General features: G+C 68.4%; 26 protein-coding genes. 13 read left to right on the top strand and 13 right to left on the bottom strand.

Going from position 1 to position 25,424, the window contains the following annotated elements; translation table 11 throughout:
- The first annotated feature begins 252 nt into the window (after window positions 1-252).
- Window positions 253-801 (top strand): GNAT family N-acetyltransferase, encoded by a 549-nt coding sequence (locus Q8L83_RS16725; protein WP_305288981.1) that lies wholly within the window; start codon window positions 253-255, stop codon window positions 799-801.
- Between the two features lie 289 nt (window positions 802-1,090).
- Here Q8L83_RS16725 and dnaJ read toward each other — a convergent pair whose 3' ends face one another.
- The 3 genes from dnaJ to Q8L83_RS16710 form a co-directional block, all read right to left on the bottom strand.
- The gene (gene dnaJ / locus Q8L83_RS16720; RefSeq protein ID WP_305288979.1) at window positions 1,091-2,251 is read right to left on the bottom strand and encodes a molecular chaperone DnaJ; all 1,161 of its coding nucleotides are present in this window, start codon (window positions 2,249-2,251) and stop codon (window positions 1,091-1,093) included.
- A 166-nt stretch (window positions 2,252-2,417) separates the two neighbouring features.
- The gene (gene dnaK / locus Q8L83_RS16715) at window positions 2,418-4,319 is read right to left on the bottom strand and encodes a molecular chaperone DnaK (RefSeq protein WP_305288978.1); all 1,902 of its coding nucleotides are present in this window, start codon (window positions 4,317-4,319) and stop codon (window positions 2,418-2,420) included.
- Window positions 4,320-4,494: 175 nt separating this feature from the next.
- Window positions 4,495-4,998: a hypothetical protein gene (locus Q8L83_RS16710; protein WP_305288976.1), complete on the bottom strand. Its 504-nt coding sequence runs from the start codon at window positions 4,996-4,998 to the stop codon at window positions 4,495-4,497.
- A gap of 20 nt (window positions 4,999-5,018) precedes the next feature.
- Between Q8L83_RS16710 and Q8L83_RS16705 the strand changes: the two genes are divergently transcribed.
- From Q8L83_RS16705 to Q8L83_RS16695, 3 genes are all read left to right on the top strand, one after another.
- The gene (locus Q8L83_RS16705) at window positions 5,019-5,633 is read left to right on the top strand and encodes an alpha-ketoglutarate-dependent dioxygenase AlkB (protein ID WP_305288974.1); all 615 of its coding nucleotides are present in this window, start codon (window positions 5,019-5,021) and stop codon (window positions 5,631-5,633) included.
- Between the two features lie 70 nt (window positions 5,634-5,703).
- Window positions 5,704-6,591, top strand: a complete 888-nt coding sequence (locus Q8L83_RS16700) for a dienelactone hydrolase family protein (protein WP_305288973.1) — start codon at window positions 5,704-5,706, stop codon at window positions 6,589-6,591.
- Window positions 6,592-6,664: 73 nt separating this feature from the next.
- On the top strand, window positions 6,665-7,366 hold the full coding sequence (locus tag Q8L83_RS16695; RefSeq protein ID WP_305288971.1) for a DUF502 domain-containing protein: 702 nt from the start codon (window positions 6,665-6,667) through the stop codon (window positions 7,364-7,366).
- Here Q8L83_RS16695 and Q8L83_RS16690 read toward each other — a convergent pair.
- On the bottom strand, window positions 7,363-7,818 hold the full coding sequence (locus Q8L83_RS16690) for a hypothetical protein (RefSeq protein WP_305288969.1): 456 nt from the start codon (window positions 7,816-7,818) through the stop codon (window positions 7,363-7,365). The two genes, Q8L83_RS16695 and Q8L83_RS16690, sit on opposite strands and share 4 nt — an antisense overlap.
- 159 nt (window positions 7,819-7,977) lie before the next feature.
- Between Q8L83_RS16690 and Q8L83_RS16685 the strand changes: the two genes are divergently transcribed.
- Window positions 7,978-10,368 (top strand): DNA translocase FtsK 4TM domain-containing protein, encoded by a 2,391-nt coding sequence (locus tag Q8L83_RS16685; RefSeq protein ID WP_305288967.1) that lies wholly within the window; start codon window positions 7,978-7,980, stop codon window positions 10,366-10,368.
- Window positions 10,369-10,657: 289 nt separating this feature from the next.
- The gene (locus tag Q8L83_RS16680; protein ID WP_305288965.1) at window positions 10,658-11,374 is read left to right on the top strand and encodes an SDR family NAD(P)-dependent oxidoreductase; all 717 of its coding nucleotides are present in this window, start codon (window positions 10,658-10,660) and stop codon (window positions 11,372-11,374) included.
- 6 nt (window positions 11,375-11,380) lie between these two features.
- Here Q8L83_RS16680 and Q8L83_RS16675 read toward each other — a convergent pair whose 3' ends face one another.
- Window positions 11,381-11,806, bottom strand: a complete 426-nt coding sequence (locus Q8L83_RS16675; protein ID WP_305288963.1) for a YbaN family protein — start codon at window positions 11,804-11,806, stop codon at window positions 11,381-11,383.
- Between the two features lie 55 nt (window positions 11,807-11,861).
- Window positions 11,862-12,401, bottom strand: a complete 540-nt coding sequence (locus tag Q8L83_RS16670; protein ID WP_305288961.1) for a MarR family winged helix-turn-helix transcriptional regulator — start codon at window positions 12,399-12,401, stop codon at window positions 11,862-11,864.
- A 218-nt stretch (window positions 12,402-12,619) separates the two neighbouring features.
- On the opposite strand from Q8L83_RS16670, the gene Q8L83_RS16665 reads away from it, so the two are divergent.
- Window positions 12,620-12,970: a hypothetical protein gene (locus tag Q8L83_RS16665; protein WP_305288959.1), complete on the top strand. Its 351-nt coding sequence runs from the start codon at window positions 12,620-12,622 to the stop codon at window positions 12,968-12,970.
- Window positions 12,971-12,977: 7 nt separating this feature from the next.
- On the opposite strand, the gene Q8L83_RS16660 is transcribed toward Q8L83_RS16665, so the two are convergent.
- From Q8L83_RS16660 to Q8L83_RS16650, 3 genes are all read right to left on the bottom strand, one after another.
- Complete coding sequence (locus tag Q8L83_RS16660) at window positions 12,978-13,385, bottom strand: PleD family two-component system response regulator (RefSeq protein WP_305288957.1); 408 nt, start codon at window positions 13,383-13,385, stop codon at window positions 12,978-12,980.
- A gap of 278 nt (window positions 13,386-13,663) precedes the next feature.
- Window positions 13,664-14,254 (bottom strand): XRE family transcriptional regulator, encoded by a 591-nt coding sequence (locus tag Q8L83_RS16655; protein WP_305288956.1) that lies wholly within the window; start codon window positions 14,252-14,254, stop codon window positions 13,664-13,666.
- An 89-nt stretch (window positions 14,255-14,343) separates the two neighbouring features.
- Complete coding sequence (locus Q8L83_RS16650; protein WP_305288955.1) at window positions 14,344-15,324, bottom strand: YafY family protein; 981 nt, start codon at window positions 15,322-15,324, stop codon at window positions 14,344-14,346.
- An 80-nt stretch (window positions 15,325-15,404) separates the two neighbouring features.
- Here Q8L83_RS16650 and Q8L83_RS16645 point away from each other — a divergent pair, with 80 nt between their 5' ends.
- From Q8L83_RS16645 to Q8L83_RS16620, 6 genes are all read left to right on the top strand, one after another.
- Window positions 15,405-15,827 carry a hypothetical protein gene (locus tag Q8L83_RS16645; RefSeq protein WP_305288954.1) on the top strand — a complete coding sequence of 141 codons (423 nt, stop codon included), beginning with the start codon at window positions 15,405-15,407 and terminating at the stop codon, window positions 15,825-15,827.
- 135 nt (window positions 15,828-15,962) lie between these two features.
- Entirely contained in the window at window positions 15,963-16,433 is a 471-nt protein-coding gene (locus Q8L83_RS16640) for an aminoacyl-tRNA deacylase (protein WP_305288952.1), read from the top strand.
- Window positions 16,434-16,539: 106 nt separating this feature from the next.
- Entirely contained in the window at window positions 16,540-17,154 is a 615-nt protein-coding gene (locus Q8L83_RS16635) for a TetR/AcrR family transcriptional regulator (RefSeq protein WP_305288950.1), read from the top strand.
- Window positions 17,155-17,309: 155 nt separating this feature from the next.
- Window positions 17,310-19,850, top strand: a complete 2,541-nt coding sequence (locus Q8L83_RS16630; protein ID WP_305288949.1) for a TonB-dependent receptor — start codon at window positions 17,310-17,312, stop codon at window positions 19,848-19,850.
- Window positions 19,851-20,038: 188 nt separating this feature from the next.
- Window positions 20,039-21,511: an autotransporter outer membrane beta-barrel domain-containing protein gene (locus Q8L83_RS16625; protein WP_305288947.1), complete on the top strand. Its 1,473-nt coding sequence runs from the start codon at window positions 20,039-20,041 to the stop codon at window positions 21,509-21,511.
- Window positions 21,512-21,516: 5 nt separating this feature from the next.
- A complete protein-coding gene (locus Q8L83_RS16620; protein WP_305288945.1) occupies window positions 21,517-22,305 on the top strand; it encodes an alpha/beta fold hydrolase in 789 nt (262 codons plus the stop codon).
- Between the two features lie 2 nt (window positions 22,306-22,307).
- Here the strand turns inward: Q8L83_RS16620 and Q8L83_RS16615 are convergent, their stop codons facing one another.
- The 4 genes from Q8L83_RS16615 to Q8L83_RS16600 all read right to left on the bottom strand — a co-directional run.
- Window positions 22,308-22,787, bottom strand: a complete 480-nt coding sequence (locus tag Q8L83_RS16615) for a Dps family protein (RefSeq protein WP_305288943.1) — start codon at window positions 22,785-22,787, stop codon at window positions 22,308-22,310.
- A gap of 53 nt (window positions 22,788-22,840) precedes the next feature.
- Window positions 22,841-23,059, bottom strand: a complete 219-nt coding sequence (locus Q8L83_RS16610; protein WP_305288940.1) for a DUF2061 domain-containing protein — start codon at window positions 23,057-23,059, stop codon at window positions 22,841-22,843.
- 184 nt (window positions 23,060-23,243) lie between these two features.
- Window positions 23,244-24,446 (bottom strand): acetyl-CoA C-acyltransferase, encoded by a 1,203-nt coding sequence (locus Q8L83_RS16605; protein WP_305288939.1) that lies wholly within the window; start codon window positions 24,444-24,446, stop codon window positions 23,244-23,246.
- A gap of 38 nt (window positions 24,447-24,484) precedes the next feature.
- Window positions 24,485-25,424 (bottom strand): 3-hydroxyacyl-CoA dehydrogenase (locus Q8L83_RS16600; protein ID WP_305288937.1); only part of this gene is annotated, 940 nt, incomplete at its 5' end.

Below are 25,424 nucleotides of genomic sequence, written 5' to 3'. Positions count from 1 at the left end.
GTGTGCATGGGCCCTCGGATCAAGTCCGAGGGCGACGGGGGGCTTAAAAAAGGGGGACACAAAGACCACGAAGACAGCCAAGGACACGAAGGGTTCGGCGGCCTCGCCTTGGTGTCCTTCGCGATCCTTTGTGTTCTTCGTGTCCCCCATTAAGTCCCTGCGACAAGCTGAGAGCTTGTCCGGCGGACTTCCGCGAGTCGCGGGAAGGCGTGTCACCAGCCAAGCTGTAGGGGGGCAACTGGAGGCCATCCCATGCTGACCACCTCACGACTGCGCCTACGCCCCTGGCTCGAAGCCGACCGGCCAGCCTTCGCGGCCATGCATGGCGATCCTGAGGTGATGGTCGATGCGGGCCGGCCCCTCACCCGCGAGAAGAGCGACCGGAAGTTTGACCGCTACAGAGCGGCCCACGATGAGCTGAGGTTTGGGCATTGGGCCGTCGAGACCCTGGCGGGCGAGTGGATCGGCTATTGCGGGGTCATGCCGTCGAAGGCCGGGCATGTGCTGGGCGAGCACCTCAGCGCCGGCTGGCGCCTGAAGCGATCGGCCTGGGGGTTCGGTTACGCCACCGAGGCCGCCCGCGCCGCCTTGGCCGATATCTTCGACCGCGCCCTCGCCGACGAGGTGCTGGCCTATACGGCGCCGGACAACCTGCGTTCCCAGGCGGTCATGGACCGGCTCGGCCTGCGGCGGGATATGGCCAGGGACTTCAGCATGGACGACGGCCGGCGCCTCTGGACGGGCCTCGTCTGGGTGGCTGCGCCGTCCGAAGATCAGGCGCGGTCCGATGCCCTGGCATGAGATCCGTATGATCCGTCATGGTCGGGCTTGACCCGACCATCCATGAACACCGGCGTTGTCAGGCGCGCATGGGCCCTCGGATCAAGTCCGAGGGCGACGGGGGCGAGCCCTAAAAAGGGGACACAAAGAACACGAAGACAGCCAAGGGCACGAAGGGTTAGGCGGCCACGCCTTTGTGTCCTTCGCGCCCCTTTGTGTTCTTCGTGTCGCCTCTTGAAAGCGCCTGCGGCGCGCGAGGCCGGGCGCGCCTCGCTTGCTCAGCCTGCCATGGCCCTGACGCCCGTCAGGCTCAGCAGCCGCCGGTCATCTCTTCCCAGAAGCGCTTGGCCTTGCCGACGAAGGAGGAGGACTTGGGGTTGGTCTGGTCGCCGCTGAGCTCGGCGAACTCGGCCATCAGCTCCTTCTGGCGGGGGCTGAGGCGGGTGGGGGTTTCGACGAAGATCTCCACCACCAGGTCGCCCCGCTCGCGGGAGCGCAGGGACGGCATGCCGCGGCCCTTGAGGCGCAGGGTCTTGCCGGTCTGGACGCCCTCGGGGACGTCCACCGGGATCTTGCAATTGCCGTCGCAGTTCTCGCCGCCCATCAGGCAGGGGGCTTCGATCTCGCCGCCCAGCACGGCCACGGCCATGGGCACCGGCACTGTGCACAACAGGTCGAGGCCATCGCGCTCGAACAGCTCGTGCGGGGTCACCGACAGGAAGATGTAGAGGTCGCCGCGGGGGCCGCCGCGGGCCCCGGCGTCGCCTTCGCCGGCCAGGCGGATGCGGGCGCCGTCATCGACGCCGGCCGGGATGCGCACCTGCAGGGTGCGGTCCTTGCGGATCTGGCCATGGCCGTGACAGGTGGCGCAGGGGTCCTGGATCAGCCGGCCCGTACCGCCACAGCGGGGGCAGGTGCGTTCGACCGAGAAGAAGCCCTGGCTGGCCCGCACGCGGCCCGCGCCGCCGCATCCGCCACAGACCGTGGGGCTGGTGCCGGGCTTGGCGCCTGAGCCTTCGCAGGTCTCGCAGGTGACGGCGGCCGGGACCACGATCTCGACCTCGGCGCCGGCGAAGGCCTGCTCCAGGCTGATCTCAAGATCATAGCGCAGGTCCTGGCCCCGGGCCGGCCCGCTGCGGCGGCCGCGGCCGCCTTGGGCGAACATGTCGCCGAAGACGTCGCCGAACACCTCGTTGAAGATGTCGTGCACATCGGTGAAGCCCGCCCCGCCGGGGCCGCCTCCGCCGCCGCCATTGACGCCGGCGTGACCGAACCGGTCATAGGCCGCGCGCTTCTGGGCGTCGGAGAGGATCGAATAGGCCTCGTTGATCTCCTTGAACCGCGCCGCGGAGTCCTCGCAGCCGCCATTGCGGTCTGGATGGTGCTCCATGGCCAGCTTGCGATAGGCGGCCTTGAGCGCGGCGTCATCGCTGCCGCGGCTCACGCCCAGGATCTCGTAATAGTCCCGCATGCGCGTCAGGTATCTGAATGAATGTGGAAAATGAGGTGGGCATCGCCCCGGTCCAGCGCAAGATCGTGCGGTCTGGACCGGGGGTTGGCCTGGTCATCGCCCGGCGGCGACGCAACCCTGACAGCCTGGTGAGCGATGAGGGGGCGCCGCGCCATGGGGCGGTTCGTCACGCCGACTTCTTGTCGTCGTCGTCGACTTCTTCGAACTCGGCGTCGACCACGTCGTCGCCGCTCGCGTCCGGCTGAGCCTCGCCCGAGGCGTCCTGCTGGGCCGCATACATGGCCTCGCCAAGCTTCATCGAAGCCTGGATCAGCGTCTGGGTCTTGGTGGAGATCGCCTCGGCGTCCTCACCTTCCAGCGCCGACTTCAGGTCGGCGAGCGCCGTCTCGATGGCGCCCTTGTCCTCGGCCGAGACCTTGTCGCCATGTTCGGCGAGCGCCTTCTCGGTAGAGTGGACCACGGCCTCGGCCTGGTTCTTGGCCTCGACCATCGCCTTGCGCTTTTCGTCCTCGGCCTTGTTGGACTCCGCTTCCTTGACCATGGCCTCGATGTCGGCGTCCGACAGGCCGCCATTGGCCTGGATGCGGATCGACTGTTCCTTGGCCGTGGCCTTGTCGCGGGCCTGCACGTTGACGATGCCGTTGGCGTCGATGTCGAAGGTGACCTCGACCTGCGGCACGCCGCGGGGCGCGGGGGGAATGCCGACCAGGTCGAACTGACCCAGCAGCTTGTTGTCGGCCGCCATCGGGCGTTCGCCCTGGAAGACCCGGATGGTCACCGCCGACTGGTTGTCGTCGGCGGTCGAGAAGGTCTGCGAGCGCTTGGTCGGGATGGTGGTGTTGCGCTCGATCAGCGGGGTGAACACGCCGCCCAGGGTCTCGATGCCGAGCGTCAGGGGGGTGACGTCCAGCAGCAGCACGTCCTTGACGTCGCCCTGCAGCACGCCGGCCTGGACCGCAGCGCCCAGCGCCACGACCTCGTCGGGGTTCACGCCCTTGTGGGGCTCACGGCCGAAGAATTCCTTCACCGCTTCCACGACCTTGGGCATGCGGGTCATGCCGCCGACCAGGATCACTTCGTCGATGTCGGACTTCTTGAGGCCCGCATCCTTCAGCGCCTGATCGCAGGGGCCGATGGTGCGCGCCACCAGGTCTTCCACCAGGGCTTCGAGCTTGGAGCGCGAGAGCTTGATGTTGAGGTGCAGCGGGCCAGACGCATTCATCGAGATGAAGGGCAGGTTGACCTCGTACTGGGTGGTCGAGGACAGCTCCTTCTTGGCCTTTTCGGCCTCTTCCTTCAGGCGCTGCAGGGCCAGCTTGTCCTTACGCAGGTCGACCGAGTTCTCTTTTTTGAACTCGTCGGCCAGGTAGTCGACGATCCGCAGGTCGAAGTCCTCGCCGCCCAGGAAGGTGTCGCCATTGGTGGCCTTCACCTCGAAGACGCCGTCGCCGATCTCCAGGATCGAGACGTCGAAGGTGCCGCCGCCCAGGTCGTAGACGGCGATCTTCTTGCCGTCGTTCTTCTCGAGGCCATAGGCCAGCGCCGCCGCGGTCGGCTCGTTGATGATCCGCAGGACTTCCAGGCCGGCGATCTTGCCGGCGTCCTTGGTCGCCTGACGCTGGGCGTCGTTGAAATAGGCCGGGACGGTGATGACCGCCTTTTCGACCTTTTCGCCCAGGTGCTGCTCGGCGGCTTCCTTCATCTTCTGAAGGATGAAGGCCGAGATCTGCTGGGGGGAATAATCCTTGTCATGGGCGCGAACCCAGGCGTCGCCGCTGGGACCCTTGACGATGTCGTAGGGCACCATGCCCTTGTCCTTCTCCACCGTCGGATCCCCATACTGGCGGCCGATCAGGCGCTTGATGGCGAAGAGGGTGTTGGACGGGTTGGTGACCGCCTGGCGCTTGGCCGGCTGGCCGACGAGGCGTTCGCCGTCGTCGAGAATGGCCACCACCGAGGGGGTGGTCCGGGCGCCTTCGGCGTTCTCGATCACTTTCGGCGTCTTGCCGTCCATGATGGCGACGCACGAATTGGTGGTGCCGAGGTCGATGCCGATAATCTTGCTCATATCGAGTCCTGCTCGCTCCTTGTTGGCGGACGGCGCGTGTGGGCCTTCTAGTGAAGCACCCCCGTTCTTGTCACCGCCCCCGGTCGAAAAAGGGTCTCGGGCGGTTAGCCCAAAGAAGGCGCCGCCGTCGAGTCGCGATATGGGGCTCCTGATAGCGGCTACAAGTCCAATGCCCCTAAAGTTTCCAGGGTTTATCGTCGCGGGGTGCGCAAAATCTGGCCAGAAAAGCCCCATAGGCCAGGGCCGGGAAGGGGGTCTGGGCCTGCCGGCTCGCCAGGAAGGCGTGCTGCACAACCATGGCCTGCTGCTCGATATTGAGATCGCCGAAGCTGTGGCCCGAACCGAGGTCGTAGGCATAGGCCTCCGGGCCATCGCCGGCCCGCAGCTTGGCCCACAGAAGTCCCACCCCCCGCTGGGCCTGCCAGACGTGGGTCAGTTCGTGGACGAACAATCCCTGCAGCCCCAGGGGCGCCTGGGCGAAGTCGCTTACGGCCGCCGCGGTGGGGAAGACCATCAGCCGCGATCCCGCGGCAAAGGCTCTCGGCCAGACCGGCAGGGCCAGGATACGCACACGCTCGGCCGCCAGGCCTTCGCCGAACACCTCGTGGGCCAGTGCGCGCTCGCCCTCGGTCAGGGCGCGCAGGGAGAGGGGGCGCTGGAAGGGGGCGGGCGGGTTCATCTCATCCTATATGGAGTCTGATGCAGCCTGTTTCACAAACCGGATTTCGTCTCGCGCCCGGGGCCCTCGATGCGCCGGCGCAGGCCGTCCTGCTGAATGAGGTGCTGGAGAAGGCCGCGACCGCGCCCTTCTACCGCCCCGTGACGCCGGGCGGTAAGCCCATGAGCGTGGAGATGACCAATTTCGGCCCCCTCGGCTGGATGACCGATGCGGGCGGCTATCGCTATCAGCCGACCCATCCGGCGACCGGCCAGCCCTGGCCCGAGATTCCTGAGGTTCTGCTGCGCCTCTGGGCTGAACTCGCCGATCCCGAGGTTCCGCCGGACGCCTGCCTGGTCAATCTCTATCGGGAGGGAGCGAAGATGGGTCTGCACCAGGATCGCGACGAGACCGATTTCAGCCTGCCGGTGCTGTCGGTGTCGCTGGGCGACACGGCGGTCTTCCGGATCGGCGGGACCAGCCGGCGGGACCCGACGACCTCGGTGCGGCTGGCCTCGGGCGATGTCTGCCTGCTGGCGGGACCTGCGCGTCTCGCCCATCACGGGATCGACCGGATCATCGCGGGCTCCTCGCGTCTGGTCCCGGGCGGGGGCCGTATCAACCTCACCCTGCGACGGGCTGGACCCTTGGCCTGACCGCCTCAGCGTCTGGACTCCATGCCGCCCTGCCCGCAGGATCGCGCCAACCAGAAGAACGAGGACGCCCATGACCACGCTGACCCGTCCCGAAGGGACCAAGCCGTCTGATCTTAACCTGTCGCGCCGCGGCCTCGCGGTCGCAGCGCTTGGCGGCTATGCGGTCTTCGCCCTGTCGGCCCAGGCCGAGCCGATCACCACGCCGGAGGCCGGCCTGGTCACCGAGACGGTGCAGCTCTCCCCGCCCGACACCCAGATCCCGGCCTATCTGGCGCGGCCCGCCGGCGCAGGTCCCTATCCGGTGGTGATCGTGGTCTCCGAGATCTTCGGGGTGCATGAGTACATCCGCGACGTCTGCCGCCGGCTGGCCCAGCTTGGCTATGTGGCCATGGCGCCGGACTTCTTCGCCCGGGCCGGCGATCCTTCGGGCATGAGCGACTATGCCGAGATCCGCAAGATCGTGGCGACGGCCACCGATGAGCAGGTGATGGGCGATCTCTCGGCGGCCATGGCCTTCCTGAAGGCCCAGGACTACGCCCAGGCCGACAGCGCGGCGATCACCGGCTTCTGCTGGGGCGGCAACATCACCTGGCAGGCCTGCCAGCGGCTCAACCTCTTCAAGGCCGGCGTGGCCTGGTACGGCCGCCTGGCCCGCCCCGCCGACGCCCCGGCCGACGAGCGCCAGTGGCCGGTGGACATGGCCGCCGATCTGTCGGCGCCGGTGCTTGGCCTCTATGCGGGCCAGGACCAGGGCATTCCGCTCACCGACGTGGAAAAGATGCGCGCCGCCCTGGCCGCGGCCGGAAAGACCGACAGCGAGATCATCGTCTATCCGGAGTCCCAGCACGGCTTCCATGCCGACTATCGCTCGGCCTACGACGCCGCGGCGGCCAAGGACGGCTGGGCCCGCATGCTGGCCCATTTCGCCCAGCACCAGGTGGCGCCCGTCCCGGCATAAGGTCGCCATGTTTCCGTAAAGCGGCGGCTGCGTTTAGGTAGGCCTTGAACGCAGCCGACGGAGCCGCACGCCGATGGACCCCGCCGTCCGACAACTTCTGATCCGCTGGCCCCAGACCCTGGCGCTCGGCGCGGTCACCCTCGCGCCGCTGGCGCTGACCGTCTGGGCGCTCTGGCTGCTGGCCAAGCTGGCGGCTCTGCTGGGCGCCCTGGTGATCCGGCCGCTCACCACCCTCGGCGGCGCCGGGGATGAGGGCGGGATGTTCACCACCATCCTGGAGATTCTCACCGCCCTGGTGATCCTGACCATCGTCGGCGTGCTGGCCCGCGGCGCGGCGGGACGCGCCTTCGGCAAGGCGGTGGATGACCTGGTCGGCCGCATCCCGGTAGGGCGCACCATCTATTCCTCGGCCCAGAAGCTGATCGCCAGCTTCCACTCGCCCATGGAGCAGGCCCAGAAGGTGGTGCTCATCGAGTTTCCCTCTGAGGAGATGAAGACCGTCGGCCTGGTCACCCAGATCTTCCGGGCGGCCGATTCCGGCGAGGAGTTGGCGGCCGTCTATGTGCCGACCACGCCCAATCCGACCTCGGGCTATGTGGAGATCGTGCCGGTGGATCGGCTGGTCTGGCTCGACTGGACCCTGAACGAGGCGATCCAGTTCATCGTCTCGGCCGGGGTGACCGCGCCTGAGGCCATCAAGTATCGTGAACGCGGTCGTCCGCCCCTGGCCGACATCGGACGCCGTCCGCCAGACGAGACGCCGCCTAACCCTTAGAAGGGCGGCAGTTCGGACGGGGTCAGGCCATCCACGAGATCGCCGATGGCGTCGCCGCTGGGCGCCGGAGTTGGCGGGGCCTTGGGCGCAGGGGCCTTGGCCGGCGGCGGACGCGGGGCGACCGGCTCGTCCGGCACCTGAAGAGCGGGGATCTGCGGGTCGGCCGCGGCCGTTTCTACGGTGGGCTCGGCGGCCGCCACGGTGGCTGCGGCTTCCGTCGCCTCGTTCTCGATCGCGGCGTCCCGCGCGGCGATATCGCGATTGTTCTCGTCCAGCGCCCGGGCGTCGGTGGCGACCACCGGGGCGACCGCGTCGCCCGAACTGGGCGCCTCGCCGGGCAGGCGACCGCCGCGGGGCTCGGCGCCGATCACCCCCATGGCGAAGGCTATGCCGGCGACGCCCAGCAGGGCGAGGGCCACGAGGCGGAGAACGGGTTGGGGGACAGTCCACATGGCTCAAATCCTAGTGCGGCAAGGCCTGGAGCGGAAGCGGCTTGATGGGCGTCGGCGTGGTTTGCGCCGCCGTGTCATCTCCAGCCCACGTCCAGCGAGGTAAACGCCTCTTAACCCTCCCGACCCATAGATGGGCCGCTTGTCTTTCCTGGAGGCCTTATGGCGCGGGCGGCGCGAAAATCGGGTGTGGAGCTGGGGCTTCACGTGGCCCGGCTGGCTTGGATCCATCCCCTGACCGCGCGGCTGCGCGGCGGGTTGCTGGCCGCCGCCGGCGTGGCGCTCGCCCTGGCGCTGGCCACCTACAACGCCGCCGACCCGAGCCTGAACGCGGCCACCGGCCATGCGCCGCTCAATGTCCTGGGCGGACCCGGCGCGACCATCGCCGATATCGGCATGCAGTCCCTGGGCCTGACCGCGGGCCTGGCGGCCCTGCTGATGGTGATGTTCGGATTGTCGCGCGCCCTGTCGCCGGACCCTGACGCCAATCGCGGCGACCTGCGTCTTCGCGCCCTGATCGGCCTGGCCGGGGTGCTCGGGCTCGCGGCCCTGATGTCGTGGCCGCCGGCGCCGGCCGTCTGGCCCCTGGCCAAGGGGCTGGGCGGTTTCTGGGGTCATGGTCTTCTGGCGGGATTCGCAGGTCTTCTGGATTTCGCCCGCATTCCCGCCTCCCGCCCCATCTCGGCCCTGTTGCTCGGGGTGGCCGGCGCGCTCGCCCTGGCCTTCGCCCTGGGCGTCCGCCGCTTTAATCTGACCGGGATCGGCGAGGCCCTGGCCCAGGCTCTGACGCCGCGACCGAAGGTGGAGATCGAGCCGCGTCCCGAGCCCGCCCCGGCGCGCACCGCCAGAGCGCGGCGCGCCGCCCGCGCCGCCGAAATCCCCGCCGAAGCCCTTGGCGCAGCGCCCGCCGCCGCCGCGGCGCCAGCGATGGCCGCCCCGGTCGAGGCCGAGGGGGCGAGTCCGCCGCTCGCCATCCGCGCGCCCAAGACCCCGCCGCGGGATTCCTCCCGCGAGACCCGCGAGAACCAGGGGGTGTTCGACTTCGTCCGGCCCGACGGCTTCTCGCTGCCTGAGCTCTCCATGCTGGCCAAGCCCAAGCCCCGGGCGGCCGCCTTCGACGAGGGCGCCCTGCGCCAGAACGCCCAGCTGCTGGAAGGCGTGCTGGCCGAGTTCGGCGTGCGCGGCCAGATCGACCAGATTCGCCCCGGCCCCGTGGTCACCCTCTATGAGCTGGTGCCCGCGCCGGGCGTGAAGTCCGCCCGCGTGGTGGCCCTGTCCGACGACATCGCCCGCTCCATGTCGGTCGCCGCCTGCCGGGTGGCCGTGGTGCCGGGCCGTAACGCCATCGGCATCGAACTGCCCAACCAGAAGCGCGAAACCGTCTATCTGCGCGACCTGCTGGCCAGCCCGGAGTACGAGCGCTCGACGCTCGCCCTGCCCATGGCGCTGGGGGAGAATATCGGCGGCGAGCCCTATATCGCCGACCTGTCGAAGATGCCCCACCTGCTGATCGCCGGCACCACCGGCTCGGGCAAGTCAGTGGGGGTTAACGCCATGATCCTGTCGATCCTCTATCGGCTGGCGCCCGAGCAGTGCCGCTTCATCATGATCGACCCGAAGATGCTGGAGCTGTCGGTCTATGACGGCATCCCGCACCTGCTGGCGCCCGTCGTCACCGATCCCAAGAAGGCCATCGTCGCGCTGAAATGGACCGTCCGCGAGATGGAGGACCGCTATCGCCTGATGTCGAAGATCGGCGTCCGTAACGTCGCCTCGTACAACGAGCGCGCCAAGGAGGCCGCAGCCAAGGGCGAGCACTTCGAGCGCACCGTCCAGACCGGCTTCGACGACAATGGCCGGCCAGTCTATGAGAGCGAGCGGATCGATCCCAAGCCCATGCCCTATCTGGTGGTGGTCATCGACGAGGTGGCCGACCTGATGCTGGTGGCGGGCAAGGATGTGGAAGGCGCCGTCCAGCGCCTGGCCCAGATGGCGCGAGCCGCCGGCATCCACCTGATCATGGCGACGCAACGTCCGTCGGTGGACGTGATCACCGGCACCATCAAGGCCAACTTCCCGACCCGGATCTCCTTCCAGGTCACCTCGAAGATCGACAGCCGCACCATCCTGGGCGAACAGGGCGGCGAGCAGCTGCTGGGCCAGGGCGACATGCTCTACATGGCCGGCGGCGGGCGGATCACCCGCCTGCACGGCCCCTTCGTCTCCGACGAGGAGGTCGAAGCGGTGGCCAAGTTCCTGCGCGCCCAGGGCGAGCCGCAGTATGTCGAGGACGTCACCGCCGGCGGCGATGACGAGGATGGCGGCGGGGGCGACGATTTAGGGGCCGGCGGCGGCTCGGGCGACGATCTCTATGACCGCGCCGTGGCCGTGGTCACCCGCGATGGCAAGGCCTCGACCAGCTATGTCCAGCGCCGGCTGCAGATCGGTTACAACCGGGCCGCCTCGCTCATCGAGCGGATGGAGCAGGAAGGCGTGGTCAGTCCCGCCAATCATGCGGGCAAGCGTGAGATCCTGGTCGGCGCGCCGCCTTAGGATCGGCGGCGACCTGCCTGCTGCGCAGGTTTTGAGAGAAGGTTGGGCGCGCCCGACGGAGTCCGGACGGGGCTTGGGGGGAGAGAAGCGTCACAGTCTCACGCCCGGCGCGCCCTGGCAGGGCCGGCCAGCGGCTTTTCTGCCGCCGTGGGGTTAGCCAGCCTGCACTGATGCTAATGTTGGGGGCGCTGCGTCCAGATCAAGCGCCTGCGACGATTTGGCGCCCGCAGCCTGCGTCGGCCCGTACGTCCCCGCCGTAAAGGCCAAGGACAGGTTCGAGGAGGCGGCGATGGGAACATCGGTGGTGGTGGGGGCGAGCGGCGGGCTGGGCGCTGCGGTCCTCACCCGGCTGGCGGCTGAGCGTCCTGGCGCCCGGCTGCTGGCCCTCTCGCGCCAGCGCCCCGAGGGTCTGCCGCCCCAGGCCGACTGGGCGCGGCTTGATCTCACCGATGAGGCCTCGATCGCTGCGGCCGCCGAGGCGCTGGGCGCAGGCGAGAGCGTGGATCTGGTGTTCGTCGCCACGGGCCAGCTGCATGGCCCTGGCCTTTCCCCCGAGAAATCCTGGCGGAGCCTGGATCCGGACGCTCTGATGGCCGCCTTCCAGGTCAACGCGGTGGGGCCGGCCCTGGTGGCCAAGCACTTCCTGCCCCGCCTGGCCAGGGATCGGCGGGCCGTGTTCGCCGCGCTATCGGCCCGGGTGGGCAGTATCGGCGACAACAGGCTCGGGGGCTGGCACGGCTATCGCGCCTCCAAGGCCGCCCTGAACCAGATGATCCGCACCCTGGCCATTGAACTGGCGCGCCAGAGGCCGCAGGCGATCTGCGTCGCCCTGCATCCCGGCACAGTGGACACCGCCCTCAGCGCCCCGTTCCAGGGGGGCGTGGCGCACGAGAAGCTGTTCACCCCCGACTTCGCAGCCGAGCAGTTGCTGGCGGTGCTGGGCGGCCTGACGCCGGCCGACAGCGGCGGCTTCTTCGCCTGGGATGGAACGTCGGTCCCCTGGTGAGCCGCCTCAGGCCGATGGGCGGGTGAGCACATAGGCGGCGCAGGCCAGGAGCGCCACGCCGACCAGGGTCGGGACCAGGGGCCCGCGATTGCTGAACAGGACGATTCCCCAGCTGATCCCCATGCCGACGACGGCGGCGACCTTGGCCCGGGGCGGGATGGCGCCGCGCTCGTCCCAGGCGCGCAGGGTGGGGCCAAAGCGCCTGTGGGCGTACATCCGCGCCCGGAGCTTGGGCGCGCTCTTGCCGAAGGCCCAGGCGGCGATGATCAGGAAGACGGTGGTCGGCAACAGGGGCAGGAAGGCCCCGAGTATCCCAAGGCCGAGGGCCGCCATGCCCAGGCCCCGATAGAACAGGATGGCCAGAGGCGTCATGGCCCGGGGCGCAGGCGCGGCCTCCTCGGCGGGTTCAACGGGATCGCACGGCGCGGACATCAGCCGAGCATGCCACAGGTCTTGCGAGGGAGTCGCAGAAATCCTTGGCGGCCTGTCAGGTCCGGCGTCCCGGCAGAGCGGCGGGCTCGAACCGGATCAGCGCCTCGGCCATCTCCGGGTCCGGCTCCAGGTTGCGGATCACGGCGGCCAGGCCGCGACTGATGTCCCGCTGACGCTCGGCGGGCACGCCGGTCAGGGCCTGGCGGTTGAAGTCCAGCAATTGATCGACGGCCCGGGCGTAGAGTTGCTGACCGGCCTCGGTGAGGGATAGCCGAACCTGCCGACGGTCGCGCTCGGGCGTGCGGCGCGCCACCAGGCTGCGACGGACCAGCTGATCGACGCTGCGGGTCAGGGTGGTGCGGTCCACAGCGGTGAAGGCTGCCAGCTCGGACATGGCGCAGGACTCGAAGCGTCGGATGGTCGAAATCGCCCGCCACTGGCCCAGCGTCAGCTCCAGGCCCGACAGCGCGCGCTCGAACGCCGCGTCACGCCGTCGCACCGCCTGGAACAGGAGGTAGAAGAAGTACTCAGGCACATCGAGGCCGAACTCGGCTTCCGGATCCACAGACCGGAGGCTGCTCTTGGTTTCACTCATGAATTCTGGATCCCCTCCTGAGAAAGGAGGCCTCAGTTTGTGCGTTTACACAAGTCGCATTTGCAATAGGTGTAAATGCACGGAACGTTGACATGACGTCGTTCGGCCACTAGGTGGGCGACAGTTTCCACAGGCCGCGCTGTCCGCTGGCTCGGGCGCGAGAGGTGTCTCGCCAGCCCACTCCGTGCAGCGCCTCATCGTAAAGTGTTGAGGTCGATATGAATGGACCGCCCGAGGCGGCCCTCGACGATATCCGTCGTCGATTGGACGAGCTGCAACGTGAAGCGCGGCGCGCCAGCGCGCTGGGCCGGGCCACCCTCAGCGCCCTGGCCGTGCTGTCGGACGAAACCCGCCAGGCGGTGGAAGACGCCGTGCGGCAGGAGGCCGAGGCCATGAGACGAGAGGCCTCGGGTCCCATGCAGGAGGACCTGTTCGAAGCCTTCTGTGAACTGCAGGCTCTGGCCACGCCGGAGGGGCGATTGGCGCGGGACCTCGAGCAGGCTCTGATCGATCGGGCCGCGGGGCTCGATGGAGAGCCGATCGACCTGTCGCAACGCAAGGTCGGCTGATCGCCGATCAGAAGTCCAGGCGCCAGAGGACCTCAAGCAATTCGGCCGGCTCGAACGGCTTGACGATCCAGCCATCCACGCCCTGTTCGCGGCCCCGGGCGCGTTTGGCCTCGGTTTCTTCGCTGGTGATCACCACGATGGGCAGGTCGGCCAGGTTCGGATCGCTCTTGATGGCCGCCACCAGGCTGAAGCCGTCCATCTGAGGCATGTTGAGATCGGTGAGCACCAGGTCCGGCCGCCGACGCTTCATCATGTCGAGGGCCTGGGCCCCGTCCTCGGCCAGGCGGACATCATAGCCCGCGGCGCTGAGGATATCGCCCAGCAGAAGGCGGATCACCGGCGAGTCATCGACCACCAGCACGGTGGCCGCATCCTGCGCCTGGAACGCCGCCCGGGCGGATTCAGGCCCAGACATGCGGCGCTCCGACAGCGACTGGGCGGCGAGCATCGTGGGCGGGAACTCCGTGGGGGAACAGCGGATCGGCTCCTCACACCATTCTCAGATGTGATGTAATCTAAGGTTAATTCGGAGAATAATTCTCCAATAGGAGAATCCTCGGCTCGGCGCAAGATGCTGCGGCGCAGCGTCCACGATTGTGGTCGCGGGTGACGCGGGCCGAGGAGAAGCCAGGACCTGGAAAATTCTAAAAGGATGCCTGAGGCGCGCCTCAGCGGAGGGCCGGTGAACCTCGTCTAGTCTTCGACGACGTTTGCGCCCTGGTGGATCAGCAGCACGCGGGACGGCTCGCCCTGCTCGGCGGTCAGGGCGAACCCCATGGCGCCATCGAAATAGACGCCGTCACCGCTCTGGAGGCTCAAGGGGGCGTAGATGTCGGAATGCACCACCACGGCCCCGGACAGGACCACGAGATAGGCGTCGCCCTGGGCGCGCAGCAGCCGCCCGGTTCGCTGGCCCTCGGTCACATCCAGCACCACGGGCGTGAAGTCCCGCCGCAACAGGTCGGTGGCGCCGGCCAACCCCGCCAGGCCGCCGAAGTCGCGGGGTTCCCCCTCGCCGGCGCGGACGACCGCGCGCCGGCCGGGCTGACGAGACGGCGCTGCCTCCAGAACCTCGGGCTTGATCAGGTGATCGACATCCACCTCGAGGGCGCGGCACAGGCGGATCAGCACTTCATAACCCAGGGAGGTCTGGCCAAGCTCGACCTTGGATAGACTCGACAACGGGACCTCTGCGCGGGCGCTCAGTTCCGCCAGGGTCCAGCCTCGGGCGTGGCGCAGCCGACGGATGGCGGCCCCCACGGCCGCCGACAGGCCCGCGGTCATGGGATGAGCCCGTCGGCTGGTCTGATCGGGCGGCGGGGGTCGGGATTGCGGGGCAAGGTGCTGGGGCTCTGAGACGTGACCGTCCATGCTTAAGCCTGATGAACACCCAAGGCCAAGCTCAGTTGCTCGGCCATCATGTCCTTCAAGCGCTGCGGCGCCAGGATCTCGACCTTGTCCCCCCAGCTGAACAGGTGCCAGGCCAGCTCCCGCATCCCGCTTGCCCGGAAGGCCACCAGCACCGAGCCGTCGGCCTGCGGCGTGGCCTGCTGGGTGGAGTGGAAGCGCCAGCCCAGCGCCTCTTCCGCGCCATGGGGGCGGACCCGCAGGCGCACATCCTCCACGGCGTCCTGATAGATGCCGAAGCTGCGGTCGACGAAGGCGGCCAGGGAAAAGCCGGCCGGCGGCGTGGCAGGCGCGGTCAGCACCCGCACCTCGGCCAGGCGGTCCAGCCGCCAGGTGCGCGGCTCGCCGCCCTCGCCCTCGGCGGCCACCAGATAGTTGCTGCGGCCAAACAGCAGGCCCAGCGGGCTGACCTCCCGCACCCGGCCCGGCGTGCTGCCCCCCATATAGGCGAAGGCCAGCCGGCGCAGGCTGATGATCGCCTCGCGCACCTGGCGCAACACCGCCTCGTCCTCGAACGGCCGCGGACCGGGCGCCACGGCGATGGCCTCGGCCTGCAGAACAGCCTCCAGGTCCGGCGCCAGACGTCGACGGGCCGGGGCGCGCATGGCCGACAACACCTTGGCCTCCAGCCGGCTGAGCGCCGCGGCGCGGCCGGCGCCGCCGCTGGCGCGGAAGTGTTCGGCCGCCGCCCGCAGGGCGCCCAGCTCCTCGGCGTCCGGCGTCTGAAAGATTCCGTCGAGGCCGGCGGGGATGCGGAACCGCCGGGTGGGCGGGTCGTCGATCTCCTCGAACTGGGGGAACAGCTCGCGCAGGGCGTCGCGCATCCGCTCGGCGGTGCGCCGACCGATCCCGGCCGTATCGGCCATTTCATCCAGGGTCAGGCCCTCTGCGGTGCTGGCCAGCGCGCGGGCGAGCTCCAGCAGCTGGGCGGCCTTCTCATGTCGCATCGAAACCTCGCGAGATCATGCGTCCGATTCTGACGTACCCGGCCCCTAGGGTCCAGGGTGTCGAACCGATGGAGACCCAAATGCCCGCCGCCAAACGCCAATCCCGTCAGCCCCGCATGCGGATGGCCGCCCCGGCGCCGCTGCTCGATCTGGCGTCGCGTCCCGAAGCCCCTGGGGCCGACCTGATCGCCGCGGTGCTGACCCACGCCGATCTGGAGACGCGCCTGGGTCCCCAGCGGGTTCGCCGGTCGCTGTCGCCCTACCGGGCCGCCGAGCTCCGGGAAGCCGGCCGCCTCAACGCCTCGGAAGCCGCCCGCAGCCTGGACATCTCCGTCATCTGGAACGAGGCCGAGGCCGAGGTGGTGCGGGTGGTCGATGATGCGCCGCTCCGCTGCAAGACCCAGTCGAGCCGCGCCTGGTGGGAAGACGCCTGGGAGGAAGAGCTCTGGCAGGCGCCGACGCCCCGCCCGGCCCTACGCTCGGTCAAGGGCGGTCGCCCGTGAGCCCGCCCGCCCCGATGGCCCTGTTCGCCCCGACCCTCTTCCAGGCCCGGCTGCCAGGGTCGGCCCCGGCCCAGATGCGTCCCCAGACGCGTCCCCCGCTTGACCGCCGCCCGCGGCCGGTCCAATCGCCAGCCCATGTCGAAAGTCACCCCCGCCACCCTGGTCCTTGACCGCGCCGGCGTGACCTATGGCCTGCGCACCTACGACTATGATCCCGGCGCCGACAGCATCGGCCGGCACGCCGCCCTGAGCCTGCGGGTCGATCCCGCGATCATGTTCAAAAGCCTGATGACCCTGGTGGACCGCAAGCCGGTCTGCGCCGTCCTGCCGTCGGATCGGGAAGCCGCGCTCAAGCGCCTGGCCCAGGCCGCCGGCGGGAAGTCGGCGGTGATGATGGCCCCGGACAAGGCCGAGCGGATGACCGGCTACAAGGTGGGCGGCATCAGCCCCCTGGGTCAGAGGCGGGCTTGTCCGGTCGTGGTGGAGGCCGTGGCCCTCGATCACCCCCAGATCTTCGTCAATGGCGGACAGCGGGGCCTGCAGATCCAGATCGCCCCGGCCGATCTGATCGCCGTGCTCGGCGCCGTCACCGCCAGCTTCAGCTAAGGGGGGCGCAGCGGTCTTCGCAATTGTTTGGGCGCCGTGGCGTCAATGGGCTTAGGTTACCGCTGTTCACGCGACATCCTTCGAGTTCGGATGGGCCGGAGTACAGATGGGCACGACAGCAACGACCTCAGCGGTTCTGGCTCGGCGGCGCAGCTATCACGTCGGCAATGTCCGCTCGCAGCTTTCAGCCGCCGCCAGCGCCCTGCTGGAGTCCGAAGGCGCCTCGGCGCTCAGCCTGCGCGCCATCGCCCGGCGGACCGGCGTGGCCCTGGGCACCGTCTATTATCATTATGCCGACAAGCACGCCCTGCTGGCGGGTCTGGCCGTGGAGGGGTTCCGCGACCTGGCCGAGGCCCTGCATGCGGCGGCCGACGCCCGCGGCGAGATGAGCAGTCTTCGAGCCTCGGGTATGGCCTACTTGGCCTTTGTCCGCGCCCGCCCCGCCCTCTACGGGCTGATGTATGAGATGCGCGATGTGGGACGGCGTGAAGAGGTCGAGGAGGCCGAGAGCGCGGCCTTCGCCGAGATGATCCGCGCGGTCGGACAGGACTTCAAACCGGGCTCCGATCCCGATGCGATCCGCCAGGTGGCCCAGGCGATCTGGGCCTGCGCCCGGGGTGTGGCGGCGCTCGCCCTGGCCCGCGGCGGCCCTGGCCGACTCGACTCAGAGACGGTGCGCGAAGCTGTTTTGGGCCTGGAAATCCTGGTGTCGCGGCGCTGAATTCGCGTCATGCGCGCGTGGCGAGGCCTCATTCTCGCGTGGCGACGCCTCTTTGAATTTTCGCCTATCCGAACAGTGTTCGACTGGTCCAGCTTGGTCCTATCAATTTCGCACGACGGGCCAAAAAAGAGCCTGCGGCGGCTGGGAGGAAACCAATGAACCACACCCTGCGCTTGCGCAGCCTATTCGTTATGGGCGTCTCAACGGCGGCCATCGTGGCGGCGACACCCGCCTTCGCTCAACAAGCCACCATGCTGGAAGAGCTCGTCGTCACCGCCGAACGGCGTGACCAGAGCCTGCAGGACGTGCCCGTCGCGGTCACGGCCTTCACCAGCGAACGCCGGGATATTCTTGGGGTCGCCACGGTGGAGGATCTGGCGCGGGTGACGCCCAGCCTCAGCTACACCAACAATGACCGCCTCTCGATCCGGGGTTTTGGCCGCCTGACCAACGCCATCGGCACCGACCCGTCGGTCGCCCTCTATTCCGACGGCATCTTCTCCAACTCCATGGCCGACGCCTCGACGCCGTCGCTGTTCATCGAGCGGACCGAAGTGCTGCGCGGACCCCAGGGCACGCTCTATGGCCGCAACTCGATCGGCGGGGCGATGAACATCATCTCCAAGCGCCCGACCGACGACTTCCAGGGGGAGGTCCGCGGCACCTTCGGCAACTATGAATATTATCGCGCCGACGCCCTGATCCGCGGCCCGGTGACCGACGGCCTGCGCTTCCTGCTCGGCGGCTCCATGGAGCGCCGCGACAAGGGCTTCATCGAAAACAGCGGCCCGGCCGACGATGCGACCATGGTCGACCGCTGGATGATCGAGGCTCAGCTGGAGGCCGACCTCGGCGAGAACATCACCGCCCGGATGCGCTATTCCAAGTTCAACTGGGATGACAGCACCGGTGTTGGCAACACCTTCGAGAACGTGGTCTCGCCCTACGACACCACCTCGCTGGCCGGCTCGGGCACCTCGGCCCTCTATTACAACACGACCTTCGGCTTCAACGGCGCCAACCCCGGCTCCTCCGACCCGCTGTCGCAGAACACCAACTTCACCTCGATCGGCAAGCTCAGCGACCACCATCGCCTGCACTTCGACCTGACCTGGGACATGGACTGGGCGACGCTGAAATATTACGGCGGCTACCAGCAGTACACCTACGACACCGCTTCGGATAACGATCTGACCGCCCGGACCGGTCCGCAGAACATCAACATCCCCGACCTCGATGGCCCCGGCCCGCTGACGCCGTTCACCGCCACGGGCGTCTCCACCGATGCGCGCACCTTCTATCAGGAACGCCAGAAGTGGTGGTCCAACGAGCTCAACCTGTCGTCCAACAGCGACGGGCCGCTGCAGTGGATCGTCGGCGTCTACCAGTACGCTCAGAGCTATGATCAGCCGCAGGGCATCCGCGTGGTGGGCGATCCCTCCATGTTCCAGCCGCTGACCCTGGCCGGCGCGCCGGCCGCCGCCAATCCGCGGGGCGCCTTCCTCTATGTGGACGGCCACATCGATGTGACCTCCTACGCCACCTTCGGTCAGATCGACTACGAGTTGAACGACACCTGGACCCTGACGGCGGGCCTTCGCTACACCAAGGACGAGAAGGACGGCTTCGACATCGCCCGCTATGTGGCGCGTCTGCCGACCCTGGCGGCGAGCTTCGCCCAGGCCGGCATTCCGCTGTCGGTGGGGCAGGGCTTCGCGGTGGACATCACCACCCTGCAGGTCTGCGGCACGACCACCCTGGCCGGCTGCGCGGCCAATCCGGCCACGGCCGACCTGGTTCCCAACGCGGGCGGCGGCCTGCGCCGCGACCTGGCCGGCGACTGGGACGCGCTGACCGGCACGCTTGGCCTGCAGTGGCAGCCTGACGCGGCGACCAACGCCTATCTGCGCTATTCCCGCGGCTACAAGTCCGGCGGCTGGATCGGGTCCAACGGCCTGACCCCCAACCCCTATGCCGACCCGGAATATGTGGACTCCTACGAACTCGGCCTGAAGCGTGACTTCGCGGGCAATTTCCGCCTGAACGCGGCGCTCTTCTATTCCGACTACCAGGGCTTCCAGACGCCTCTGACGGTGCCGCTCGGCGCCATCACGGCCACCCAGTTCCTGAACCTGGACGCCACCGTCTGGGGTCTGGAGACCGAGATGCAGTGGTCGCCGGTGAACAACCTGCAACTGTTCCTCAACTACGCCTATCTTAACAGCGAGCTGACCACCGGTTGCTGCTACGTCGATACGGCTGATCCGTTCGCCCTGCAGCCCAACGCCAACCCCACGGGCGCGCCCCTGGCCAACGGCAACCGGCTCCAGTCGCTGGAGGGCAACAACCTGCCCCTGGCGCCGGAAAACAAGGTCAGCCTGGGCGGCACCTATGCCTGGGATCTGGCCGCCGGCACCCTGACGGCGGGCGCCACCTACACCTATACCGCCGACAAGCAGACCACGGTCTTCGCCCAGCCCGGCTACACCGCCGGCGAGACCCAGGTGGCGGACTTCCGCCTCCTGTATCGCGACATCGAGGATCGCTACACGATCATCGGCTTCGTGAAGAACGCCTTCGACGAGGAGGGCATCGACAGCTCGGTGGTCACCACGCCATCGGCTGCCGGCGCCCGCCAGACGGTCAAGCCGATCTTCCCGCGCACCTTCGGCGTGGAGCTTCAGTACCGCTTCTAAGCCAGACCATACGTCTGAGATTTGGGCGGCGCGGTGCAAACCGCGCCGCCCTTTTCTGTTGTCGCTGGGGCCAGGATCGGGGCCCGCTTTTCGGCGCGCATAGTCCAGATGGATCATGCGGGCCCGGACCAACCCGTGGTGGAGGAGGTGCGACAGTTTTGCACAGTCCATCCTGGGGGTTCTTCATCATGCGTTTGTTTGCGGCCGGCCTTTCGGCCCTCGTTATCGCCTTCGCCGCGCCCGGCGGCGCGGCCCTGGCCCAGGCGGCCGACAGCACCGTCACCCTGGCCGACGGCACGACCATCGTGACCACCTTCCGCAGCCTGAACGACATCACCATCAAGATCAGCGGCGGGCCGGACTTCGGCGCCAATCCGGCGACGGTGAACTTCACCAGCGTCGTGCCGGGCGCCAGCGTCATCGACTATACCGGCACCATCAGCCAGGGCGGCACGACCACCCCCTTCACCTGTCAGGTCAATACGGTGACCCAGGCCGTGACCGGCACGGGCGCCTGCGCCGTGGCCTTTGGGCAGCCGTCCACCTCGCCGCCGGTCACGCCGCCCGTCACCCCGCCGACGACGCCCACCACGCCGACGACCCCAACCACGCCGACCACGCCGCCCACCACGCCGACGACTCCGACCACGCCCACGACGCCGCCGGTGATCAATGACGGCTCGATCACCGTGACCAATCCGGATGGCTCGGTGGTGACCCTGTCCGTCCCCGAGCAGGCGCTGATCACCTTCGCCGAGGCCGACCAGCTGTTCATGGCGCTGGTGGGCGACCGGATGCAGATCGGCAGCCTCGAGGGCTTCGTGAACGGGCGGCTTCGGGCCATCGGCATGGCCGCCCTGCAGGCGCAGCTGCCCATGCTGCGCACCGACAATGGCGACTATCGGGGGGCCTCGGCCGGCGCATCCACGCCAGCCGCCGGCGTCTGGATCAACGCCACCGGTTCCTACGTCGAAGACAAGCGCGCAGGTTCGGCCCAGGACGGCTATGGCGGCGCCGTGGCGCTCGGCCTGGACGTCACGGCGGGCGATGTGATCCTGGGGGGCTATGTCGCCCACAGCCGCACCGATCTGGAAGGTCCCGCCGCCACCTATGAAACCGACGGCTGGAACGGCGGCCTCTATGCCAGCTGGTCGCAGGATCCGGTCCTGCGCCTGACGGCCTCGGTGGGCTATGGCGCCTTCGACGTCGAGTACGGTCGCAACGCCGGCGCCCTGCGCAGCTTCGGGACCACCGAGCGGACCCAGGTCTTCGGCTCGGTCGCCGTGGAGTCGCAGCAGGCCCTGGGCGACAGCTGGGTGGTGATCCCCAGCCTTGGCCTGGCGTCCTCCTCGTCCGAGACCGACGCCTATCAGGACAACGCCAACCGGCCGATCGCCGGGAACAAGGTCGATATGACCGTGGTCTCCGGCGGCGCCTCGCTGTTCTACACCGGGGCGGCCTGGCTTCCTTACGTGTCGGCGAGCTTCAATCACCAGACCGACGACGCGCCGGGCGTGGATAGGGACTACGGCCTGATCGGGGCCGGGGTCGCCATTCCGGTGGCCGACCGCTTCAGCATCGCCCTCGCGGCCCAGGCCCTGGTGGGCAAGTCCAACGAGACCCAGTCCACCTTCGGCGTGACCCTGCGCCGGGCCTTCTGAACCCGATGTGGCGGCGCCTGACACCCCTGTTCCTGGCGCCGCTGCTGATCGCATCTCCCGTCGTCGCCGGACACGTCCACCCCCTGGGCGACGGATGGATGCGGTTCGAAGTGGCGGCGGCGGGGCGAACCCTCGCCGCCGCCATGCCGTCTGGCGCCCCGCTGACTGGGACGCTGACCCTCGTCATTGAGGGGGACGGGCGCGCCCATGACCGGCAGGGCCGGGCCAGCCCAGATCCGACGCCGGACAGGCCCGTGGGGCTCGAACTGGCAAAGGCCTGGCCGCATCCCGCGGCCTGGCTGGGGCGGCCTTGCCAGTATGTGACGGACGCCGCCTGCAAGCGCGCGGATTGGACCACTCACCGATTTTCGGAAGAGGCTGTGGCGATGACTGACGCCGCGGTCAGCGTCCTGATGGCCCGGGCCGGCGCCGAACGCGTGGTCCTGGTGGGATGGTCCGGCGGCGGGGTGATGGCCGCCCTGGTGGCCGCCCGGCGCGACGATGTGGCCGGCCTGGTGACGATCGCCGCGCCGCTCGATCTGGCGGCCTGGACCCGCAGTCGGGGCCTAAGCCCGCTGCTGGGCCTCGACCCCGCAGATCTCCCGCCGATCGCAGCGCCCCAGATGCATCTGACCGGCGCCTTCGATCCGCTGGTGCGGCCAGCGGTGGTCAAGCAAACGGCCCGGCGACTGGCCGGGCCGTGGGGCCAGGTGGAGACCTGGCCCGAACGTCATGACTGTTGCTGGGTGGCCCGCGTCGATGCGATCGCCGCGCGCCTCGACCCCCAGCCTTGAGCCTATTTGCCGCCGAGCGTGGCCCGCAGCATCCAGGCGTGCTTCTCGTGAGCTTCCAGGCGGTCGGTGATGATGCCGGCGCTGGCCTCGTCATCGGCCTTCTGGGCGAGCGCCAGGGCGTCGCGGCAGGTGGCGATGACCGTCTCATGGTCGGCGGTCAGGGCCTGGAGCATGGCCTGGGAGTCCCCCTCGGGGTCGCCGTCCTTGATCGAGCTGAGATTGCCAAAGGCGCCATAGCCCTGCGGGGCCAGTTCGCCCAGGGCGCGGATGCGCTCGGCCACGTCGTCGATGGCCTGCCACATCTCGGTGTACTGCTCCATGAACAGGGCGTGCAGCGAGGAGAAGTTGGGGCCTCGCACGTTCCAGTGGAAGCCGTGGGTCTTGAGATAGACCGCATAGGTGTCGGCCAGCATCTTGGACAGGGCCTGGGCGACAGCCTTCCGGTCGTCGGCGTCCAGGCCGGTTTTGATCTTCTCGACCATGAAATAGCTCCTTCTTGTCGGTTATGGCTCAGCTTGTTGTCGAACGGCCGAGCCTAGGCAGGGGTTCCGTCTGGCGGCGCAGCCACGGCCCGGGCGTCGGCCTTGGCCCAGGCCCGTTCGTGGAAGGCGAAGGCGATGGTCTGGAACAGGGGCTCCACCATGCCGATAGCCAGGGCCGCCCGCCAATCCCGGGTGAGTACGTAGGCCACGGTGAAGGCCACGATCAGGTGCATGACGCTGTAGGTCAGGGTCTTGGCGACGGTTCTCTTCATCGTCTCAATCTTTCGTGCGGACGATTTCCATATAGGGTATCAATGACCCACCGTAAGGGTTAGTTGCAATCAATTCGCAAAAAACTTTGGTGACAGCCTCATGCGTGAGCGCGGCTCCAGGCATGAAAAAAGGGGCCGCCCCGACAGGAGCGGCCCCTTTCGTCATTGAAGGCGGGGTCTCGACCTAGAAGATTTCGAACAGGCCCGCCGCGCCCATGCCGCCGCCGACGCACATGGTGACGACGCCGTACTTGGCTCCCCGGCGCTTGCCTTCGTACATGATGTGCGCCGTGCAGCGGGCGCCGGTCATGCCGTAGGGGTGGCCGATGGAGATGGCGCCGCCCGAGACGTTCAGCTTGTCATTGGGGATGCCCAGGGTGTCGCGGCAATAGAGCAGCTGCGAGGCGAAGGCTTCGTTCAGCTCCCAGATGTCGATGTCGTCCATCTTCAGGCCGTTGCGGGCCAGCAGCTTGGGGATGGCGAAGACCGGGCCGATGCCCATCTCCTCAGGCCCGCAGCCGGCCACGGCCATGCCGCGATAGGCGCCCAGCGGCTCCAGGCCACGCTTCTCGGCTTCCTTGGCTTCCATCAGCACCAGGGCCGCGGCGCCGTCCGACAGCTGGCTGGCGTTGCCGGCGGTGACGAACTTGCCTTCCTGGACATAGCGGCCGCCCTTGAACACCGGCTGCAGCTTCTGCAGGTCGGCCAGCGTCGTCTGGGGACGGTTGCCCTCGTCCTGGGCGATGGTGACTTCCTTTTCCGAAGCCTGGCCGGTGGCCTTGTCGAACACCATCATGGTGGTGGTCATCGGCACGATTTCCTGAGCGAACCGGCCTTCGGCCTGGGCCTGGGCGGTGCGCTGCTGGGACTGCAGGGCGTACTCGTCCTGGGCTTCGCGGCTGATCTTGTAGCGATCGGCGACGATCTCGGCGGTCTCGATCATGGAGACCTGCAGTTCCGGAACGTGCTCGGCCAGCCATTCGTCGCGGGCGCGGAACAGGTTCATCTTGTCGTTCTGGACCAGCGAGATGGACTCAAGGCCAGCCCCGATGGCCATCGGCGCGCCGTCATGGGTGATGTACTTAGCCGCGGTGGCCACGGCCATCAGGCCCGACGAGCACTGGCGATCCATCGACATGCCCGCGACGCTGACCGGCAGGCCGGCCCGCAGGGCGGCGTTGCGGCCGATGTTCTGGGCCGTGGTGCCCTGTTGCAAGGCCGCGCCCATCACCACGTCGTCGATCTCGGCCGGGTCGACCTTGGCGCGGGCCACGGCCGCGGCGATGGCGTGGCCGCCCAGGGTGGGGGCGGTGGTGTTGTTGAAGGCGCCGCGATAGGCCTTGCCGATCGGGGTGCGGGCGGCGGAGACGATGACAGCTTCACGCATGCAAAAATCCTGCTTCTCTGGACGTTCGGGGAGGGGTCTTAGAGGTCTTTGAAGGACTTGCCTTCGGCGACCAGCTTTTCGAGGAGGGGCGAGGGCTTGAACTGATCGCCCATCTTGGCCTGGAACTCCTGCATCTTGGCCAGCACCTTGGGCAGGCCGACCTGGTCGCCGTACCACATGGGGCCGCCGCGATAGACCGGCCAGCCATAGCCGTTCTGCCAGACCACATCGATGTCCGAGGGACGGATGGCCTTGCCCTCTTCGAGGATCTTCGCGCCCTCATTGATCATCGGATAGATGCAGCGCTCCAGGATCTCCTCGTCGGTCACTTCGCGGGGATTGGCCCCGGTCTTGACGATGAAGTCCTTGATCACCTGTTCGGTCACCGGCGAGGGCTTGGCGTTGCGGGCCTCGTCGTAATCGTAATAGCCCGCGCCGGTCTTCTGGCCGCGGCGGTCCATTTCGCACAGCACGTCGCGGATGCTCTCGCCCTTGGAGCGCTCCTTGACCCAGCCGATGTCCAGGCCCGCCAGGTCGCTCATGGCGAAGGGCCCCATGGGGAAGCCGAAGTCATAGAGGACGCGGTCGATGTCCCAGGGCATGGCGCCTTCCATGACCAGCTTCTGCGCCTCGCGCTGGCGCTGGCCCAAGATGCGGTTGCCGACGAAGCCGGGGCAGACCCCCACCAGGACGGCGACCTTGCCGATCTTCTTGGCCAGTTTCATGGAGGTGGCGATGACCTCCTTGCTGGTGTGGTCGGCGCGGACGATCTCCAGCAGCTTCATCACATTGGCCGGCGAGAAGAAGTGCAGGCCGATGACGCTTTCGGGGCGCTTTGTGACCGCGGCGATCTCGTCGATGTCCAGGCCAGACGTGTTGGTGGCCAGGATCGCGCCGGGTTTGCAGATGGCGTCCAGCCTGGTGAAGATGTCCTTCTTGATGTCCATGCGCTCGAACACCGCCTCGATAACGAGGTCG

Source organism: Phenylobacterium sp. (genome assembly GCF_030680185.1).
Classification (GTDB): domain Bacteria; phylum Pseudomonadota; class Alphaproteobacteria; order Caulobacterales; family Caulobacteraceae; genus Phenylobacterium.
This window is presented reverse-complemented; position numbering and strand designations above follow the sequence as displayed.